The following is an 18,149-nucleotide window of genomic DNA, read 5'->3' on the forward strand; positions in this document are numbered from 1 at the left end:
GAATGCGCAGATCCCCGCCGGCCAGTGCGCCGATCGCCCGCAGCCCGCCGAACCCGTGGTAGTGGTCGTGCTGGCGGATATCCGGCCCGCCTCCCGGCTCTGGGGATACGGCCGTTTCGCGTTCGGACGCAGCGCGGTACGAGGCCAGCCCGGCGTGCGTTTCGCCAAGGTGCTCGGCAGTGGCTTCGAAGGCGGCTTTGGACTGAAGCCGAGCGCCTCGCGGCAGGGGCTGCTCTGCCTGTTCGACGGTCCCGCCGCGGCGTACGACTTCCTGGAACGGTCCGCGCTGGTGCAGGCCTACCGGGACCATGCGCGCGAATACCTCGAAGTACGGCTGCGTGCGTTCTCGTGCCGTGGCAGCTGGGACGGCGTCCGCTTCGAGCCAGTGGCACAACCACCGCAGGACGGACCGATTGCCGGTCTCACGCGCGCGTCGATTCGCCCGCGTCATGCGCGCGAGTTCTGGAGCAAGGCGCCCCCGGCGGAACGCTCGCTTGCCGATGCCCACGGTTGCCTGCTCGCAGTCGGGCTCGGCGAGGCGCCGCTGCTGCGCCAGGCGACCTTCACGGTCTGGGACAGCATCGCGTCGATGGATGGCTATGCGCGTACCGGAGCGCACATGGAAGCGATCCGGGCCTCGCGCGAAGGTGGCTACTTCTCAGAGTCGATGTTCGTACGATTCGTGCCTGAAGCCCTGCGCGGTACCTGGAAGGGGCGCACCTATGCCTGATGGTTCACTGCCTTCCGTGCCTGGTGGCATCGAACATGGCCGCGCCCTGAAGGACCATCGCACGGTGGTCGTCGGCGCCGGCATCGGAGGCCTTGTCACCGCGCTGCAGCTCGCCTGTGCCGGCGTGCAGGTGACCGTCGTCGAACGTGCGGCAACTCCCGGCGGCAAGATGCGCCGGGTCGAGGCCGGCTGTGCATCGGTCGATTCCGGACCCACGGTATTCACGATGCGCTGGGTGTTCGAGCAGATCTTTGCCGGCGCCGGGGCCTCGCTCGACGAGCGGCTGAAGCTCTCGCCGCTGCCGGTGCTTGCACGCCACGCCTGGCGCGATGGCAGCCGGCTCGACCTGTTCGCCGACCATGAACGGTCGGTCGATGCGATCGGCGACTTCGCTGGCGCTGCCGAGGCGAAGCGGTTCCGCGCATTCTGCCGGCAGGCTCGCGACGTCTACGACGCGCTGGAAGGGCCTTACATCCGCTCGTCGCGACCCAGCCTGGTCGGCATGGGTAGCTCGCTCGGCATGCGCGGCGTGAAGGAACTGGTGAAGCTCGGTCCGTTCACCTCGCTGGCTTCCAAGCTGGCGCGCCAGTTTGTCGATCCGCGGCTGCGTCAGCTGTTCGGCCGCTATGCAACCTACTGCGGCAGCTCGCCCTGGAGCGCACCGGCCACCCTGCTGCTGGTCGCGCAGGTCGAGATGGACGGCGTGTGGTCGGTCGATGGCGGCATGCACGGCCTGGCCTGCGCGATCGCCACCCTGGCGGCCGAGCGTGGTGTGACGTTCCGATACGGCACGGCAGTCGACGAGATACTCGTGCGCGGTGGCCGGGCCTGCGGCGTGGTGCTGGCCGGCGATGAACGGATCGATGCCGAAAGCGTCGTGTTCAACGGCGACGCGCATGCGCTGGCCAGCGGCTGCCTCGGCGAGGCGGTGTCGGGCTCGGTCGATCGCGTTCCGCACGCCGCTCGCTCGCTGTCGGCGGTGACCTGGTCGATGCATGCACGCACGGCTGGCTTTCCGCTCGACAACCACAACGTGTTCTTCGATGACGACTACGCATCGGAGTTCAGCGACATCTTCGGCTCTGGCCGGTTGCCGTCGAAGCCGACCGTCTACATCTGCGCGCAGGACCGCGCGGCCGGGATGGCGCGGGCACCGGTGCCCGGCAGTCGCGAGCGCCTGCTTTGTCTGGTGAATGCACCGGCGACCGGCGATACCCGCCCCCTCGAATCCTCGGAGATCGATGCATGCGAACACCGGATGCAGGCGCTGCTTTCCCACTGTGGCCTGAAGCTGGAGATCGATCCGGCGAGCACGGTCCGCACGACACCGCACGATTTCGAGCGGCTGTTCCCCGCGACCGGGGGCTCGCTCTATGGACGGGCGACGCAGGGATGGATGGCCCTGTTCAAGCGGTCGGGGTCGAGCAGTCGCCTGCCAGGGCTCTATCTTGCGGGGGGCAGCGTGCATCCGGGGCCGGGCGTACCGATGGCGGCGATGTCCGGGCAGCTGGCGGCCGCGACGCTTCTGGGGCACCTCGGTTCGACCAGCCGGTCGACACGGGTGGTTATCTCTGGTGGTATGTCGACGCGCTCAGTGACGACGGCCGCCATGGCCTGACCATCATCGCGTTCGTCGGCAGCGTCTTCTCGCCGTACTATCGGCGTGCGTTGTCGAAGGGGGCGGCGGACCCGGAACATTACTGCTCGATCAACGTGGCGCTCTACGGCGATGCCGGCAGGCGCTGGACGATGACCGAGCGGCGCCGGCGCTCGGTGCAGCGCACGCCTGGCTCGTTCACGGTCGGCCCGAGCCGGCTCGAGTGGGACGGCAACTGCCTGACCATCGACATCGACGAGGTGGGCGTGCCGCTGCCGCAGCGGGTGCGCGGACGGGTACGGGTACATCCGCACGCGCTCTCGCCGTTCGTCACCACGCTCGACGATGGCGGACGCCACCGCTGGGGACCGATCGCACCGGCGGCCACGGTCGAGGCGCGCTTCGACCGCCCGGGCATGAGCTGGTCCGGGCACGGCTACCTCGACAGCAATGAGGGTGACGAACCGATCGAGCGGCCATTCCGTGAATGGGACTGGTCGCGTGCCAGCCTTCGCGATGGCAGCACCGCGGTGATCTACGATGTGCGGCAGAAAGTCGGTGCAGACCGGGTACTCGCGCTGCGCTTCGACCGCGATGCGAAGGTCGAATCCTTCGAGCCGCCGCCCCGGCAGCCCCTGCCCAGGACAGCCTGGCGCATCGGGCGCACGATGCGCACCGACCCGGGCACCCAGGCAACCGTGACGCAGACGCTCGAGGACACGCCCTTCTACGTGCGCTCGGTGCTGTCCTCCGGGCTGCTTGGTGAAACGGTGGTTTCGATGCACGAGACGCTCAACGTACCCCGGCTGACCTCGACCGCGGTACAGCTGATGTTGCCCTGGCGAATGCCGCGCACCGGCTGAACGGGTGGGGTCAGGTCTTGCCTTTTGCATCGAAGATGCAAAAGGCAAGACCTGACCCCACTATCCCCTACACCCAGGATCTGCCGCCATGCTGCCTTCTCACGACCGCTATCCCTATTCAGGCATCGATATGCGCCCCGCCTATGAATGGCCAGACGGCAAGCGCCTGGCCGTCTACATTGCCGTGAACGTCGAGCACTTCCCGTTCGGCGCCGGTGGCGGGATCGATCTCGATCGCGAGACGAAGCCTTGGAGCCAGCGCAGCTGGATGTGGCGCGAGTACGGCAACCGGGTCGGTGGCTGGCGCCTGGCCGAGCTGTTCGATGAGCTGGGCATCAACGTCGGCGTCATCGTCAACTCGGAGAACTACGAGCACAGCCCCGAGCTGGTCGCCCGCTACCGCGATCGCGGCGACGAGATGATCGGCCACGGCATCTCGAACGGTACCGAGCGTCCGATCGACATGTCGCCCGAGGCGGAGGCGCGGATGACACGCGAGGTCACGGACATGATGGCCCGCGCGGACGGCGTCCGGCCGGAGGGCTGGCTGTCGCCCTACCTCACGCCCAGCCTGCAGACGCCCGACCACCTGGTCGACAACGGTTATTCATACGTGCTCGACTGGGGCACCTGCGACGAGCAGCCGTTCTGGATGAAAGGGGGCAGTGCGGGGCGGCAGGGGCGGCTGCTGTCGATGCCCTATCCGATAGAGCTGAACGACCAGCCGGCGATCGTCGGCCGGCGCCACACCGCCGAGCAGTACGCGGACATGCTGATCGACCAGTTCGACGAGATGAAGCGCCGCTCGCGCAAGGCGCCGCTGGTGTTCGGCATGTCGCTGCATACCTTCATCGTCGGCCAGCCGTTCCGCATCGTGCACCTGCGCCGCGCGCTCGAACACATGCGCGCGAACAGCGAAGGCGTCTGGTGGCCGCTGCCGCGCGACATCGCGCGCTACTACCGTACGTTGCCCGGGTCGGTGCAGCTATCGGCCGGGTGACGCGCGCGCCAGCCCTGAACCGGGGGTGGGGTCAGGTCTTGAATTTTGCTTCAGTGCAAAACTCAAGACCTGACCCCACCCCTCCCTGCGCGCTGTACGGCTAGCGCGAGAGGTCGCGCACGATGTGCTGCTGCCTGCGCGAGATGGCCACCTTGTCGGCCAGGCCCCTGAGCAGCACCACCCAGTGTGCATCCGTCTCGGCACCGGACAGTCGCTCGAAGCCGACGATCGCATCGCGCGCGACCAGGCAGTTGCGATGGATGCGGACGAAGCGTTTTGCATACTCCTGTTCCAGCCGCGTCAGCGACTCCTCGATCAGGTACTCGCGCTGCGCGGTCCGGATCGTCACGTACTTCAGTTCTGCCTTGAAATACACGATGTCGGCGATCGGCACCAGATAGACCTTGCCCCCCTCGGTCACCGACAGATGCTGGCGCGGTGCGTCCGACAGCCCGCGCAGGAGATCCGCGCGCAGGGGTACGATCGAACGTGCCTTGAGCAGCGCTTCGGCCAGCCGCGAGGCGCGGATCGGCTTGAGCAGGTAGTCGATCGCATTGAGTTCGAACGCCTTCACTGCGTATTCCTCGTACGCGGTGATGAAGATCACCGCCGGCGGGTGCTGCAGCTTGAGCAGGTGCTCGGCGAGTTCGACGCCGCCCATCTCCGGCATCCGGATGTCGAGCAGTACCAGGTCGGCATCCTGGCCCTGCAGCAACTCCAGGGCTTCGCGACCGTTGGCGGCTTCACCGACGATCTCCAGGGGCACCTTAGCTGCGCAGTCGACCAGCAGGTCGCGCAGGCGGTTGCGCGCGGGTGCCTCGTCGTCGACGATCACCACGCGCAGCAGCGGTTCGGAAGGCATGCTCATCATCGATCCCCGGTCTGGCCTGAGGTTGGTGGAGTACCTGCCCCGGGCGAGGCCCGGCGGTCGGTGTCGGTGTAGGGCACGCGGATGCTCACCTCGTAGCGGCCTTCATGCTCCCGGATGCGCATGCGCGCCTCGGCGTCGAAGAACAACTGCAGGCGTTCCCGGATGTTGTCGACCGCGATGCGGTTGCCTTGCTTGCGCTCGCCGCCCGCCGGCACCGGATTGGACAGCAGCGTGTGCACTTCGTTTCCGGCGCGAAAGATCCGGATCACTACGGTCCCGGTCGCCATCGATGGTTCGATGCCGTGATAGACCGCGTTCTCGAGCAGGGGCTGGAGGATCAGCGTCGGCAGGCGAGCCTCGCCCGGCATCTGCTGGATGTCCCACTCGACGCGCAGCCGGTCGCCGAGGCGCACCGACTCGATCGCGAGGTACTGCCGTGCGAGCTCCACTTCGCTGGCGAAGGTCGACAACGCGCGGCTGTCGGCCATCAATGCCCTGAACAGGTCCGCGAGGTCTTCCAGCACGTGCTCCGCCCGTCGGGGATCGGCACGGATCAACGACAGCACGGCGTTCAGGCTGTTGAACAGGAAGTGCGGCTGGATGCGCGCCTGCAGCGCCTGCAGCCGCGCCTCGACCAGTGCCGGCGACAGCGCGCGGCTGCGCAGGTCGAACCATGCGAGCAGCATGCAGACGGTGATGATCGTGCAGAACAGGTGGCGCGGCAGCGTGTCGCCGACAGGGCCCATCATCCCCCCGTCCAGCAGGTTGAATGCCGCGGTCACGCCCATCGCGGTCAGCAGTACCGCCGCCACGCCGAACTCGTAGCGGACACGGTCGAGCAGGGGCTGCGCGGCGGCGAGGATCAGCAGCGTGAGGAACATTGCCGGCTGCACCAGCGCGGAGACCTCGATCAGCGTCTCGCCCATCGCCGACAAGGTCTGCGTCTTGAGCAGCGCGGCCACGAGGGAGGCGGCATTGACACCGAGCAGGATGCGCAACAGCACGCCGAGGTTGCGGAAGTCGGGCAGCTGGGCCCCGCTGCGCGCGGTGCCCGAGGCATGGCGCGCAGCCTCCGTCCGGGCAGGGGGGGCGGGGTTTTCGCCTATACTCGAACGGCCTTCCATCCTTCTATTGTCGACGCCAGACTGCGCCCGATGCAACCCGAGATTCCAGACACACCCGGCGCCGTCCAGCCTGCAAACCAGGCGGGCCTTGCTCCCGCGCGAGACACGATCGGCGGCATCAGCGGTGGCAGCAGCTGGTCCGGTCGATTCGACGAGCCGGTATCGGAACTGGTCAAGCGCTACACCGCTTCGGTCGACTTCGACAAGCGACTTGCCGAGTACGACATCCAGGGCTCGCTCGCGCATGCACGGATGCTCGCCGGCTGCGGCATCCTGTCGGCGCACGACCTCGCCGACATCGAGCGCGGGATGGCGCAGATCCTCGACGAGGTGCGGTCTGGCCGGTTCACCTGGCGCCTCGACCTCGAGGATGTGCACCTCAACATCGAACGCCGACTGACCGAACTGGTCGGCGATGCCGGCAAGCGGCTGCATACCGGCCGCTCGCGCAACGACCAGGTCGCCACGGATGTCCGGCTGTGGCTGCGCGCGTCGATCGATGCGATCGACGGTGCACTGCGTGCGATGCAGTCCGCGCTGCTCGGGCTTGCCACGCAGCATGTCGAGACGGCGATGCCCGGCTTCACGCACCTGCAGGTCGCGCAGCCGGTCTCGTTCGCGCACCACCTCATGGCGTATTTCGAGATGCTCGCGCGCGACCGCGAGCGTTTCGCCGACTGCCGCAAGCGGGTGAACCGCCTGCCGCTCGGCGCGGCTGCGCTGGCCGGCACCAGCTTCCCGATCGACCGCGAGCGGGTCGCGCGCGAGCTCGGCTTCGATTCGATCTGCGCGAACTCGCTCGACGCCGTATCCGATCGCGACTTCGCGATCGAGTTCTGCGCCGCCGCTTCCCTGACGATGACACACCTGTCGCGATTTTCCGAGGAACTGATCCTCTGGATGAGCCCGCGCTTCTCGTTCATCGACCTCGCGGACCGCTTCTGCACGGGCTCGTCGATCATGCCGCAGAAGAAGAACCCGGATGTGCCGGAGCTGGTGCGCGGCAAGGTCGGCCGGGTCAACGGCCACCTGGTGGCGCTGCTCACCCTGATGAAGGGCCAGCCGCTCGCGTACAACAAGGACAACCAGGAAGACAAGGAGCCGCTGTTCGACACCGTCGACACGCTGCTGATGACGCTGACCATCTACGCCGACATGGTCGGCGGCATCCGGGTCAAGCCCGATGCCATGCGCGAGGCACTGAAGCAGGGGTTCGCCACCGCCACCGACCTCGCCGATTACCTGGTGCGCAAGGGCGTACCGTTCCGCGATGCGCACGAGGCGGTCGCGCGCGCGGTGCGCCATGCGGAGCAGGCTGGCTGTGATCTGCCCGACCTGCCGCTGGCCGACCTGCAGGCGTTCTCGCCGGCGATCGGCGAAGACGTCTATGCCGTGCTCACCGTCGAAGGCTCGATGGCGAGCCGCAGCCATGCCGGCGGCACCGCGCCATCGGCAGTGCGTGCGGCGCTGGCCGCGGCACGCAACCGGATCTGATCAGCGGTAGACCGCGGCCAGCGCTGCAGCATCCAGCGCGGAGGACGGCGCGTCGAGCACCACGCGCCCGCTGCGCAGGGCCACCACCCGGTCGGCATGCTCGAGTGCCAGCGAGGGCTGGTGCAGGCTGCAGACCACCGCAGCCTGCCGCTCGCGGCAGCAGTCGCGCAGCAGGCGCAGCACGGTCGCGCCAGCCTCCGGGTCGAGGCTGGCGACTGGCTCGTCGGCCAGCAGCACCGCCGGCTGCTGGGCGAGCGCGCGTGCCAGTGCGATCCGCTGGCGCTCCCCGCCCGACATCGTGTCCACGCGCCGCGCGGCATGCGACAGCAGCCCGACCCGGTCGAGGCAGTCGATCGCGAGCAGCCGGTCATCCCGGTTGAACCGGCGCAGCCAGCCACGCCAGCGCGGGTTGTATCCGAGGCGGCCAGCCAGGACGTTGTCCAGCGCCGACAGCCGATCGATCAGCACGTGCGACTGGAACACCATCGCGATCGTGCGCCGGTCGCCGCTGCCCGGGGAGCGCACGGCGCCCTGGTCGAAGGCAAGCAGGCCAGCGGCGCCGCGCAGCAACGTGGTCTTGCCCGACCCGCTGGCGCCCAGCAGTGCGATGAATTCGCCTGGCGCGCAGGAGAAGCTCACATCGTCGAGCGCTGCATGGTCGCCGTAGCGATGACCGACGCGGTCGAAGGCGAGGGCTGGAGCCAGGAATCGATCGTTCATTTCAGCCGCGCCCGCAACGCGCCACTCGCCTGGTCGATCACGGTGACCACCAGCAGCATCACCGCCAGGATCGTGGCCAGCCGCGCGAAGTCGAGCAGGTCCATGCTGTTCTTCAATTCCTGGCCGATACCGCCGGCACCGACCACGCCCAGCACCATCGAGGCACGCACGTTGAACTCGAACAGGTACAGCGCGGTCGAGGCCGTGACCGGCGCGAGCTGGGGTACCAGTGCATAGACCAGCGCGGTGGAGCGCGTCGCACCGGTGGTACGCATCGCCTCGACAGTATCGAGCGATGCGCTCTCGACATGGTCGGCGAACAGCTTGGCCGCGCTGCCCCAGGTATGCAGGGCGACGCCGAGCATGCCGGCGAACGGACCCAGGCCCACCGCCGCGACCAGGATCAACGCGAACACGAAGGAATCTATGCCGCGCAATGCATTGAGCAGCCAGCGTACCGGATGGTAGGCCCAGCGCAGCGGCGTGATGTTCCGGCTGGCGAATACCGCGGTGGGCAGCGCCAGCAGCACCGCGATCGTGGTACCCAGTGCCGCGATGGCGATTGTCTCGGCGGTGCGCAGCAGGATCACCGGCAGCTCGCCGATCGCGGGTGGCCAGGCCTGGCTGATCCAGAATGCGAGCTTCGGTAGCCCTTCGAACAGCCGCAGCAGGTCGACCCGGGCGAGCCATGCGCACAATGCATAGAAACCGATGATGCCGGCGGCAAGCAGGGTGAGCTTCAGCCAGCGCCAGCCTCCGCGCGATCGTGCCTCCAGCGCATCGCAGGCGGCGGCTACATTGGGAGAGATGGGGCGCGCAGGTTGCGGTGTCGGCGGCCGGGATGGCATGGCTGTTTCAGGCCGCCAGCTTCTTCAGGCGCCCGACCGCGATGCCCGCGCGTTCGATGGTGGCATATGTTGCATGCGTGGCCGGACTGAAGCCGGTGTAGCGGGCAGGCAGCAGCGCCCTGGCCTCCGCCGGCCCGATCGCCGCCAGCACGGCCCTGATCCTGTCCGCATCGGTGGCCGGCATTGCCTTCGACACCGCGATCGCATCGTTCGGCAGGTCGGGCGAGGTCCAGACGATGCGAGTCTGCTCGGGCCGGATGCGGCCCGAGGCGATCATCGCATTGCGGTTACGGTCGAAGTCGGTGGCGAGGTCGACCTGGCCCGAGGCAACCGCGATCTGGTTGCCGGGGTGGGATGCGCCTTCGTTGTACTTCCAGAACGTCTTCGGGTCGATCTTCCAGACTTCGCGCGCGAAGTAGGTCGGCACCAGCCAGCCGGAAGTCGAACCGGAGTCCGCGAACGACATCGACAGCCCGCGCGTGTCGTCCGGGAAGGTCGTGATCGGCAGGCCGGGCCGCGCGACGATGATCGCGTTGTAGACCGGGCGATCGTCGTAGCGCACGGTGGCGATCGCCTGGCAACCGGACGCGTGGTGCGCCAGCACGTAGCCCCACGGGCCCATCCATGCGGCATCGAGGTTGCCGGTGGCCATCGCCACGGCGAGGCCGGCCCAGTCGGTGGTGACGTCCAGTGTGTGCTCCGATGCGCCGAGCTGCTTCGCCAGGTGCGCGAACAGCGGCGCGAACGCGCGGCGCGAGTCGTCGGGCGTCGGCAGGAAAGGTCCCACCCCGAAACGCAGGCGCCGGCGAGGCTGGGCGGACGCCCGATGCGCAAGCGTGGCCGTCGAGCCGGCGGCGAGCGCGGCAAGGGTGTGCAGCAAGCGGCGGCGGCCACCGGCGGTATCGATCATCATGGGGAAGGTTGGGTCATGTTTCAGGCTGGATCGCGGCAGATCGCGCCGGCTCGTCCGGCTGCGCATCATGATACGTGGCCCCCGGCTGGCGGATGCATCGGGTAGGATGCCCAGGCATGGATACCGCTGCTGCAGAAGCGAATGTCACCGGCGCCACCGAGTCGACCGCCCCCGGCCGCATCTGTCCGATCGCCTATCGTTATCTGCCAGCGGTCTTTGCGCAATCCGCCAGCATCCAGGCGCGCGTGCTTTACGTGATCGGCGGTCTGTACGGCAATCCGTTCGCACTGGATGCGGTCGAGGCGCTCGCGGCGGCCGAGGCCGAGCCGCCAGTGCTGCTGTTCAACGGCGACTTCCACTGGTTCGACACGGATGCCGCTACCTTTGCATCGATCGACGAGCGGGTATCCCGTCATCCTGCGCTGCGCGGCAATGTCGAAACGGAGCTGGCCGGCGAAGATGGCGGCGCGGGCTGCGGGTGCGCCTACCCGGACTCGGTCGGTACCGAGGACGTCGAGCGATCGAACCGCATCCTTCGGCGTTTGCGTAGAACCGCCCTCGAGTTTCCGCAGGTGCGCGATCGGCTCGCCGCATTGCCGAGGTTCGTGGTCGCGGAGGTCGGCGCACGGCGCATCGCAGTCGTGCACGGAGACCTGCAGTCACTGTCCGGCTGGTCGCTTTCGGAAGAAAGCCTGCGCGATCCGCTGAACTGCCGCGCGATGGCCGATATCGCGCGTGGCGCGGCGATCGACATCGTCGCCAGCACCCATACCTGCCTGCCGGTCGTGCAGTGGCTGCATGCGCAGTCCGGCGCGCCGGTTCTGGCCATCAACAACGGTGCGGCTGGCATGCCGAACTTTCGGGGTGAAACCGGCGGGCTGATCACTCGCATCTCGGTTCGTCCACCGCCGTTCGCGGCGCGCTACGGCACGCGGCTGTGCGGCACCGCGCCCGCGGGGGGCAAAGAGAACCAGGGGGAAGATGGCGTCCACGTACACGCGGTCGACCTGCACTGGCCCGCGGACGCATGGATGCGACATTTCCGCCAGGCCTGGCCGGAGGGCAGCGATGCGCACCGGTCGTACTGGCAGCGCATCGTGCACGGACCGGCGTTCGATCCGGCACAGGCCGACCGACTTGCAGTCAGCCAGAACGGGCCCGCCTGATCGTCGAAGGACATCCCGGAGACCTGCCGGATCGCGGGGTGGATCAGTGGCGCATTCGCCCGCCGGTGATGCGCTCATGGCCGGCCAGGTCACGGTCGCTGAATACCTCGGTGAAGCCATGTCCTGTCAGCAGCTCGCGCACGCCCGGCCCCTGGTCATGGCCGTGTTCGAGGATCAGCCAGCCGCCGTCGGCGAGGGCGGCTGGCGCCTGCACGATGATCTTGCGCACGGCCGCCAGTGCGTCGTCGCCCGGCGTCAGTGCCGAGCGCGGCTCGAAACGCAGGTCGCCCTGGTCGAGGTGGGCATCGGCCGCGGCGATGTAGGGCGGGTTGCCGACGATCATCGCCAGCCGCTTTCCTTCGATGCCCTGCAGCCAGTCGCCGATCACGAAGTCGATATTGGTGCATCCGAGAGCGGCGGCGTTGCGGCGGGCGACATCGATCGCGTCTGCCGACGCATCGATCGCCAGCACGTATGCCTGGGGATGCTCCAGCGCCAGCGTGATGCCGACGCAGCCGCTGCCAGTGCCGAGGTCGACCACTTCGGGCCGGCCTTGCACCGGCAGGCGCGACAATGCCGCATCGACCAGGCCTTCGGTCTCGGGTCGCGGGATCAGCACTGCGGGCGTGACGGCGAACTCACGGCTGTAGAACTCGCGTTCGCCCAGCAGGTAGGCGATCGGTTCACCGGCGGCGCGCCGCTCGATCAGCGATTCGAAGCGCATCCGGTCGACGGGGCCGAGCTGGCGGCCGGGATAGGACACGATCTGCGCGAAGGTCGCCCCGGTCACGTGCTGCAGCAGCAGCCGCGCGTCGACCGCATCCAGCGAATGGCCACGCAAGGCGAGGGTCAGCGCGTCGCTGTAGGTCAGCGAGGGGAACGAGGACGAAGCCGGGTAACTGGACATGGTCAGGCGGCCTCCGACATGGCGGCGAGCTGCTCTGCCTGGTGCTCGGCGACCAGCGCCGACACGAGCGGCGCAATGTCGCCGTCCATGATCTGGTCGATCTTGTACAAAGTGAGGTTGATCCGGTGGTCGGTGACGCGTCCCTGCGGAAAATTGTAGGTGCGGATGCGCTCGGACCGGTCGCCGCTGCCGACGAGCGATTTGCGTTCTGCCGCCTGCTTCGCCTGCTGCGAGCGCACCTGTACGTCCTTGATGCGCGCGGCGAGCACCGACATGGCCTGGGCCTTGTTCCGGTGCTGCGACCGGTCGTCCTGGCATTCCACCACGATACCGGTCGGCAGGTGGGTGATGCGCACGGCCGAGTCGGTCTTGTTGATGTGTTGTCCGCCGGCGCCCGAAGCCCGGTAGGTATCGATGCGCAGCTCGGACGGATTGAGCACGACATCGCTCACCTCGTCCGCCTCGGGCAGCACGGCGACCGTGCAGGCCGAGGTGTGGATGCGACCCTGCGTTTCCGTCGCGGGCACGCGCTGCACCCGGTGCCCGCCCGACTCGAACTTCAGCTTCGAATAGGCGCCGTGGCCGATGATCTTGGCGATCACTTCCTTGTAGCCGCCGAGCTCGGCGGCATTCTGCGAGATGACCTCGACCTTCCAGCCGCTGCGTTCGGCATAGCGCACGTACATCCGGAACAGGTCGCCGGCGAACAGTGCTGACTCGTCGCCGCCGGTACCCGCGCGCACCTCCAGGAACAGGTTGCGCTCGTCGTTGGGATCCTTCGGCAGCAGGGCCTGCTGCAGCTCCTGCTCGAGTACGGTGAGGCGCTCGCGGCCCTCGCGCAGTTCGGTCTCGGCCAGTTCGCGCATGTCGGGGTCGGACAGCAGCGCCTCGGCCTCGAGCAGCGACTGGCCGACCGCACCGTGCTGACGGTAGAGGTCGACCACGACTTCGAGTTCCGAGCGCTCGCGCGTCAGTCGGCGGTACTGGTCGAGGTTGTCCGTCGCGTCTGCGCGACCGAGGATCGCATTGACCTCGTCGAGCCGATCGGCGAGCTGCGCGAGCTTGGCAGCGATGCTCGGGTTCATCGAGGTGCCGCTACGAGCGGTCGCCGGCGCGCACGCGTCCCGACAGCAGTTGGGCGAGTTCGTCGCGGCTGCCCTCGCCGAGGTTGTTCAGTGCGTGCGACGGTGCATGCAGGAGCTTGTTGGTCAGCGATCGCGACAGGCGATCGATCACCAGCTTCGGGTCGTCGCCCAGCGTCAGCCGCCGTATCGCCTGCTCGACCTCGCGCTGGCGCGACCGTTCGGCCTCGTCGCGCAGCGCGCGGATGGTGGGCACCAGTTCGCGCGTCGATACCCAGTGCATGAAGTCGGATACGCCCAGCGAGATGATCGCTTCGGCATCGTGGACGGCGCCGGCGCGCGATTCGCGGCCCAGCTTGACGATCTCGCCCAGGTCATCGACGGTGTACAGGAACACGTCGTCCATGCGTGCAGCTTCGGCTTCGACGTCGCGCGGCACCGCCAGGTCGACGATGAATACCGGCTTGCGTCGCCGTGCCTTGAGCGTGCGTTCGAGCAGGCCCTTGCCGATGATCGGCAGCTGGCTCGCGGTGCAGGTGATGACGATGTCGTATTCGGGCAGGCGGTCGGGCAGGTCGGCCAGCCCCATCGCATTGCCGCCATGGCGTTCGGCCAGCAGCTGGCCACGGGCCTGGGTACGGTTGGCGAAGCTGACCATGCGCGGCTTGCGTGCGCAGAAATGAGCGGCGCACAGCTCGATCATCTCGCCGGCGCCGATGAACAGCACGCGCTGCTCGGCGATCGACGGGAACAGGCGCTCGGCCAGCGCGACCGCGGCGGCCGCCATCGACACCGAGCTGCCGCCGATCTCGGTTTCGGAGCGTACCCGCTTCGCGATCGAGAACGTCCGCTGGAACAGCTTGTGCAGCAGCGAACCGAGGGTGCCGGCATTCTCGGCCGACCGCACGGCCTGCTTCAGCTGGCCGAGGATCTGCGGTTCGCCCAGCACCATCGAGTCGAGCCCGGCGGCAACCCTGAATGCATGGCGCGCCGCGTCCTGCGACGGCAGCGTGTAGACGTACGGCTTGAGCGTGTCGCGCTCGAGCTTGTGGTAGTCGGCCAGCCAGCCGGTCGCGTACTGCGGATCGTTCGTGCTGCAGTAGATCTCGGTCCGGTTGCAGGTCGAGAGTATCGCCGCTTCCGAGACGGGCCCGGTCTCGACCAGGTTGCGCAGCGCCTCGGGCATCGTTTCGCCGTTGAATGCGACCCGCTCGCGTACCTTGACCGGTGCGCTCTGGTGGTTGATGCCGACTGCGTAGAGTTGCATGAATCGGGAACCGGTTGGCGAGGGGGCGGGACGATCAGCAATGTCCGGCGTGTCAAGAGAAGTTAACACACCTCAGTGTCAATGGGAAAGTACAACACCCGGAAATTCGTCGAGGCCGACGGTCGGAATGTCGTCGCAGGCTGGTGCCGGCTTCCCGCTGCGGTCCCGGCAGGGTACCCGGGCGGGCGCTAGAGGCAGGTGCCGCCCAGTGCTTCGAGGAACATCGCGACGCCGGTGACCTGCCAGGCAGCAAACGCGATCAGCCCGCCAGCGGCGAGCACCAGCAGGGCCGTGCGGTGCGGCACGACCGGGGCGATGGCGGAATCGGTGATCCTGTCCATCGCTACAGTATACAGCGGTGCTGCGGCGGCTCAGCCGGCACCGGCTGCGCGCAGCGTGGCCGGCGAAGGCTCGGCGACCGGCAGCAGCACCAGCGCGCCGAACACGCCCAGCCCGATCGAGATCATCCACGCGATGTTGTACGACCCGGTGCTGTCGAACAGGTACCCGGCAAACCAGGCGCCGAGGAAGCCGCCGATCTGGTGGCTCATGAACACTACGCCGAACAGGGTGGCCAGGTAACGCGTACCGAACAGCTGGGCCACCAGGCCGGAGGTCGGCGGGACGGTACCCAGCCACAGGAACCCGATTGCCGCGCCGAAGGCCAGCGCCAGCGCTGGTGTCATCGGCAGCACCAGTATCAGTACGAACAGCAGCGCCCGGCCGGCGTAGATCGCCGACAGCAGGTGCTTCTTCGCGTAGCGCGAGCAGGCGGCACCGAACAGGTAGGAGCCGAAGATGTTGCACAGGCCGATCAGCGCCAGGGCGTTGGCCGCCACCGCCGCCGAAATGCCGCGATCGGCCAGGTAGGCCGGCAGGTGGGTCGCGACGAACGAGACGTGGAAGCCGCAGACGAAGAACGACAGCGTCAGCAGCCAGTAGCCGGGATGCCTTCCGGCGCGCGCGAGCGCCGCCCAGGCGCTGCTGTCCTCGCCGGCCGCAGGTACCGTCCCGCCTGCGTTCGCCTTGTGGGCGAGGCCGAACGACACGGCAAAGGCGACCGCCATCGCGATCGACAGCAGCATGAACGCGGTCTGCCAGTCGAATGCCGAGACCAGCGCCTGCGCGCCCGGCACCATCGCGAACTGCCCGAAAGACCCCCCCGCGGTGACCAGTCCGAAGGCGGTCCCGCGCTGGGCCGGCGTGACTACCCGCCCGACCGCGCCCAGCACCACCGGCAGCGTGAGCAGGCTCATGCCCAGCCCGACCACGCCGCCCAGGGTCAGCACCAGGCTGTTCGGCCCCTGCGCGAGCCCGGCCAGCACCAGCCCCAGGCCGTAGATCAACGTGCCGGCTGCGATCACCCGGTTCGGGCCGAAACGGTCCGACAGCATGCCGGCGGCGGGTCCGAGCAGCCCGGTCAGCAGGGTCTGCAGCGCGATCGCCAGGCCGAACACCTGGCGCCCGATCTCCAGGTCGGTGGTGACCGGTTTCAGGAAGATACCGAACGACTGCCGCACACCCATCCCGAGGGTGATCACGATCGCACCGCAGACCAGCACGGTCACGGCACCCGCCTGCAGCGAGGTCTTCTTTGCAACGGTTTCGTTCGAGGCCGTCTGGCTCATCGCTCAATGCTCCCGGCGCCGCGGCGCGTGTAAGTCGCCCGCGACAGTGTCAGCAGTGTAGCAAGCAGGGTCTGCCCCTGCGAATCGATGGCAGGCCGGTCCGTCGTGATTACAATCCGCCCGGTGCGTGGACAGATGCGCTACTGATCCGGGCCAGGTGCGATCTGAGGTAACACCAGCGTGCAACTGCCATCGCGACCGGACGCCGATGGCAGACGACAGCCAGCCATCAGGGGCAAGACATGAGTGAAGAAGCGCAGCGCAACGTGAACAAGGTCGAGTGGCTTTGGCTGGCGATGCTGCTAGGCAACGTGGTCGCGGCCTTGCTGGTGATGTGGATCGGGCCGACCAACCTCGACGAAGCGTACCAGCGGTATGCGACGATGGCGCTGGTTGTCGGTGGTGCGCTCGCGCTGCCGACGTTGTTCGTCTACCAGAAGTGGAACCAGTTCCGCTATCGCACGCCGCGGCCCGACCCGGAGAGCCATGACGACCTGCAGGCGGCGCAGATCTGGATGCTCACCGGCGCGATGGCGGGCAGCCTGCCGATGTATGTCGGCATCGGCTTCTACATGTTCACCGGCAACAGCTCGGTACTGATGGTGCTGACCGGCATCTCGCTCGGCATCCTGATGAATTTCCGGCCGGCAACGCTGTTCGGTACGGCCTGAGCATCCTGCGCCCCGAGGGCATCGTGCCGGGACCTGCGTCGCGCGCGGAGGCACTGGCGCGCCTGGAAGCGTTCCTGCCGCATGCCGGCAGGGATTACGCGGCGCGGCGCAACCACGACCACGGGCCGCAGGCGCGTGGCAACGTGTCGGTGCTGTCGCCATGGATCCGGCATCGCCTGGTCACCGAGCCCGAGGTGGTCGCCGCCGTCCTGAAGCGGCATGCGCCGTCGGCCTGCGCGAAGTTCGTACAGGAGGTGTGCTGGCGCACCTACTGGAAAGGCTGGTTCGAGCAGCATCCCGATGCGTGGGCGCGCTACCACAGCGGCCTCGATCGGCTCGTCGACCGTCTCGACCGCGATGCCGCGCTGGCGGAGCGCTACCGGCAGGCGGTCGAGGGCCGCACCGGCATTGCCTGCTTCGATGCCTGGGCCGCGGAGCTCGCCGGCCATGGCTATCTGCACAACCATGCACGGATGTGGACGGCGAGCATCTGGATCTTCACGCTCCGGCTGCCGTGGGAACTGGGCGCCGACTGGTTCCTGCGCCACCTCGCCGATGGCGACCCTGCCTCGAACACGCTGTCGTGGCGCTGGGTCGGCGGGTTGCAGACCCGCGGCAAGCACTATCTCGCGCGGGCCGCCAACATCGCCGAGTACAGCGATGGCCGGTTCGACCCGCGCGGCGAACTCGACGAAGGCGCGGCGCCGCTGCCTGCAGACGCCCCGTTCGAGCGGCAGCCACTGCGGCCATCCGTGCGGCCGCAGCCCGGCGTGCCTGCCGGCCTGCTGCTGACCGTCGACGACCTGCATCCGGAATCGGCATTCGCCGCCAGTCCCGGCATCGACTGGACGGCGGCTGCCTTCCTCGATGCGCCGGACGCGCGGGGCGTGCTGCCTGCGGGCACCGTGGCGCGCGCGTTTCGTGCGGGGGCGCTGGCAGACGCCGGCCGGCGCTGGACGGCCGCGTCCGGCCTGCAACCCGATCATGCCGTCGCCGTTTCGGTCGTCGAATGTGTCGACTGGGCGCGCGCGCACGGCCTGCGGCAGGTGGTCGCGCCGCACGCCTGCGTCGGTCCGATGCGGCCGGTGCTGGATGCGCTCGGCCCTGCGCTCGATGCGCACGGCATCGCGCTGGTGCAGTGGCAGCGGCGCTGGGACGCCGCCGCGTGGCCGCATGCTGCACGCGGGTTCTTCAACTTTCGCGAGCATATCGGCAAGCTGGTGGCCGACTGCGATGACATGAACCTTTCGGCCTGACGCCTGCTGCCG

At 68.3% G+C, this 18,149-nt stretch carries 18 protein-coding genes; 8 read left to right on the top strand and 10 right to left on the bottom strand.

Translation table 11 applies throughout. The annotated features are described in order from the left end of the window. The first annotated feature begins 55 nt into the window (after positions 1-55). The 4 genes from ING98_09010 to ING98_09025 all read left to right on the top strand — a co-directional run bounded on the left by ING98_09010 (position 56) and on the right by ING98_09025 (position 4,190). Positions 56-730, top strand: coding sequence for a spheroidene monooxygenase (locus tag ING98_09010; protein ID MCA3102000.1), 675 nt, complete (start codon positions 56-58; stop codon positions 728-730). Continuing rightward, complete coding sequence (gene crtI / locus ING98_09015; protein MCA3102001.1) at positions 723-2,348, top strand: phytoene desaturase; 1,626 nt, start codon at positions 723-725, stop codon at positions 2,346-2,348. The genes ING98_09010 and crtI overlap by 8 nt, the downstream gene beginning before the upstream one ends. 131 nt (positions 2,349-2,479) lie before the next feature. Continuing rightward, positions 2,480-3,190, top strand: coding sequence for a carotenoid 1,2-hydratase (locus ING98_09020; protein MCA3102002.1), 711 nt, complete (start codon positions 2,480-2,482; stop codon positions 3,188-3,190). 88 nt (positions 3,191-3,278) lie between these two features. Further along, positions 3,279-4,190, top strand: coding sequence for a polysaccharide deacetylase (locus tag ING98_09025; protein MCA3102003.1), 912 nt, complete (start codon positions 3,279-3,281; stop codon positions 4,188-4,190). Positions 4,191-4,290: 100 nt separating this feature from the next. Here the strand turns inward: ING98_09025 and ING98_09030 are convergent, their stop codons facing one another. Then, positions 4,291-5,058 (bottom strand): response regulator transcription factor, encoded by a 768-nt coding sequence (locus tag ING98_09030; GenBank protein MCA3102004.1) that lies wholly within the window; start codon positions 5,056-5,058, stop codon positions 4,291-4,293. Then, a complete protein-coding gene (locus ING98_09035) occupies positions 5,058-6,185 on the bottom strand; it encodes a histidine kinase (GenBank protein ID MCA3102005.1) in 1,128 nt (375 codons plus the stop codon). Before ING98_09035 ends, ING98_09030 begins: the two co-directional genes overlap by 1 nt. Positions 6,186-6,215: 30 nt before the next feature. Here ING98_09035 and argH point away from each other — a divergent pair, with 30 nt between their 5' ends. Continuing rightward, the gene (gene argH, locus ING98_09040; protein ID MCA3102006.1) at positions 6,216-7,679 is read left to right on the top strand and encodes an argininosuccinate lyase; all 1,464 of its coding nucleotides are present in this window, start codon (positions 6,216-6,218) and stop codon (positions 7,677-7,679) included. Here argH and ING98_09045 read toward each other — a convergent pair whose 3' ends face one another. Genes ING98_09045 through ING98_09055 form a run of 3 tightly spaced genes read right to left on the bottom strand, consistent with a single transcriptional unit; the run spans position 7,680 to position 10,157 of the window. Next, positions 7,680-8,399 (bottom strand): ATP-binding cassette domain-containing protein, encoded by a 720-nt coding sequence (locus ING98_09045; GenBank protein MCA3102007.1) that lies wholly within the window; start codon positions 8,397-8,399, stop codon positions 7,680-7,682. After that, complete coding sequence (gene phnE / locus ING98_09050) at positions 8,396-9,247, bottom strand: phosphonate ABC transporter, permease protein PhnE (protein ID MCA3102008.1); 852 nt, start codon at positions 9,245-9,247, stop codon at positions 8,396-8,398. The genes ING98_09045 and phnE overlap by 4 nt, the downstream gene beginning before the upstream one ends. 7 nt (positions 9,248-9,254) lie before the next feature. Continuing rightward, on the bottom strand, positions 9,255-10,157 hold the full coding sequence (locus tag ING98_09055) for a phosphate/phosphite/phosphonate ABC transporter substrate-binding protein (protein MCA3102009.1): 903 nt from the start codon (positions 10,155-10,157) through the stop codon (positions 9,255-9,257). Between the two features lie 119 nt (positions 10,158-10,276). On the opposite strand from ING98_09055, the gene ING98_09060 reads away from it, so the two are divergent. After that, entirely contained in the window at positions 10,277-11,326 is a 1,050-nt protein-coding gene (locus ING98_09060; protein ID MCA3102010.1) for a hypothetical protein, read from the top strand. Between the two features lie 43 nt (positions 11,327-11,369). Here ING98_09060 and prmC read toward each other — a convergent pair whose 3' ends face one another. The 5 genes from prmC to ING98_09085 all read right to left on the bottom strand — a co-directional run bounded on the left by prmC (position 11,370) and on the right by ING98_09085 (position 16,210). After that, positions 11,370-12,233 carry a peptide chain release factor N(5)-glutamine methyltransferase gene (gene prmC, locus ING98_09065; GenBank protein MCA3102011.1) on the bottom strand — a complete coding sequence of 288 codons (864 nt, stop codon included), beginning with the start codon at positions 12,231-12,233 and terminating at the stop codon, positions 11,370-11,372. A 2-nt stretch (positions 12,234-12,235) separates the two neighbouring features. Next, the gene (gene prfA / locus ING98_09070) at positions 12,236-13,318 is read right to left on the bottom strand and encodes a peptide chain release factor 1 (GenBank protein ID MCA3102012.1); all 1,083 of its coding nucleotides are present in this window, start codon (positions 13,316-13,318) and stop codon (positions 12,236-12,238) included. Positions 13,319-13,328: 10 nt separating this feature from the next. Next, entirely contained in the window at positions 13,329-14,582 is a 1,254-nt protein-coding gene (locus ING98_09075; protein ID MCA3102013.1) for a glutamyl-tRNA reductase, read from the bottom strand. Positions 14,583-14,770: 188 nt separating this feature from the next. After that, entirely contained in the window at positions 14,771-14,923 is a 153-nt protein-coding gene (locus tag ING98_09080) for a hypothetical protein (GenBank protein MCA3102014.1), read from the bottom strand. A gap of 30 nt (positions 14,924-14,953) precedes the next feature. Beyond that, positions 14,954-16,210, bottom strand: coding sequence for an MFS transporter (locus tag ING98_09085; protein ID MCA3102015.1), 1,257 nt, complete (start codon positions 16,208-16,210; stop codon positions 14,954-14,956). A 242-nt stretch (positions 16,211-16,452) separates the two neighbouring features. On the opposite strand from ING98_09085, the gene ING98_09090 reads away from it, so the two are divergent. Together ING98_09090 and ING98_09095 are read left to right on the top strand one after the other, a co-directional pair. Beyond that, positions 16,453-16,881, top strand: a complete 429-nt coding sequence (locus tag ING98_09090) for a hypothetical protein (protein ID MCA3102016.1) — start codon at positions 16,453-16,455, stop codon at positions 16,879-16,881. Positions 16,882-16,901: 20 nt separating this feature from the next. Then, on the top strand, positions 16,902-18,137 hold the full coding sequence (locus ING98_09095) for a hypothetical protein (protein MCA3102017.1): 1,236 nt from the start codon (positions 16,902-16,904) through the stop codon (positions 18,135-18,137). Positions 18,138-18,149: the final 12 nt, after the last annotated feature.

The organism is Rhodocyclaceae bacterium (assembly GCA_020248265.1).
Taxonomy (GTDB): Bacteria; Pseudomonadota; Gammaproteobacteria; order Burkholderiales; family CAIKXV01; genus CAIKXV01.

Coding starts and splice junctions, on each gene's coding strand:
- crtI (MCA3102001.1), top strand. CDS start 723: ATGCCTGATGGTTCACTGCCTTCCGTGCCTGGTGGCATCGAACATGGC.
- ING98_09020 (MCA3102002.1), top strand. CDS start 2,480: ATGACCGAGCGGCGCCGGCGCTCGGTGCAGCGCACGCCTGGCTCGTTC.
- ING98_09025 (MCA3102003.1), top strand. CDS start 3,279: ATGCTGCCTTCTCACGACCGCTATCCCTATTCAGGCATCGATATGCGC.
- ING98_09030 (MCA3102004.1), bottom strand. CDS start 5,058: ATGAGCATGCCTTCCGAACCGCTGCTGCGCGTGGTGATCGTCGACGAC.
- ING98_09035 (MCA3102005.1), bottom strand. CDS start 6,185: ATGGAAGGCCGTTCGAGTATAGGCGAAAACCCCGCCCCCCCTGCCCGG.
- argH (MCA3102006.1), top strand. CDS start 6,216: ATGCAACCCGAGATTCCAGACACACCCGGCGCCGTCCAGCCTGCAAAC.
- ING98_09045 (MCA3102007.1), bottom strand. CDS start 8,399: ATGAACGATCGATTCCTGGCTCCAGCCCTCGCCTTCGACCGCGTCGGT.
- phnE (MCA3102008.1), bottom strand. CDS start 9,247: ATGCCATCCCGGCCGCCGACACCGCAACCTGCGCGCCCCATCTCTCCC.
- ING98_09055 (MCA3102009.1), bottom strand. CDS start 10,157: ATGATCGATACCGCCGGTGGCCGCCGCCGCTTGCTGCACACCCTTGCC.
- ING98_09060 (MCA3102010.1), top strand. CDS start 10,277: ATGGATACCGCTGCTGCAGAAGCGAATGTCACCGGCGCCACCGAGTCG.
- prmC (MCA3102011.1), bottom strand. CDS start 12,233: ATGTCCAGTTACCCGGCTTCGTCCTCGTTCCCCTCGCTGACCTACAGC.
- prfA (MCA3102012.1), bottom strand. CDS start 13,318: ATGAACCCGAGCATCGCTGCCAAGCTCGCGCAGCTCGCCGATCGGCTC.
- ING98_09075 (MCA3102013.1), bottom strand. CDS start 14,582: ATGCAACTCTACGCAGTCGGCATCAACCACCAGAGCGCACCGGTCAAG.
- ING98_09080 (MCA3102014.1), bottom strand. CDS start 14,923: ATGGACAGGATCACCGATTCCGCCATCGCCCCGGTCGTGCCGCACCGC.
- ING98_09085 (MCA3102015.1), bottom strand. CDS start 16,210: ATGAGCCAGACGGCCTCGAACGAAACCGTTGCAAAGAAGACCTCGCTG.
- ING98_09090 (MCA3102016.1), top strand. CDS start 16,453: ATGAGTGAAGAAGCGCAGCGCAACGTGAACAAGGTCGAGTGGCTTTGG.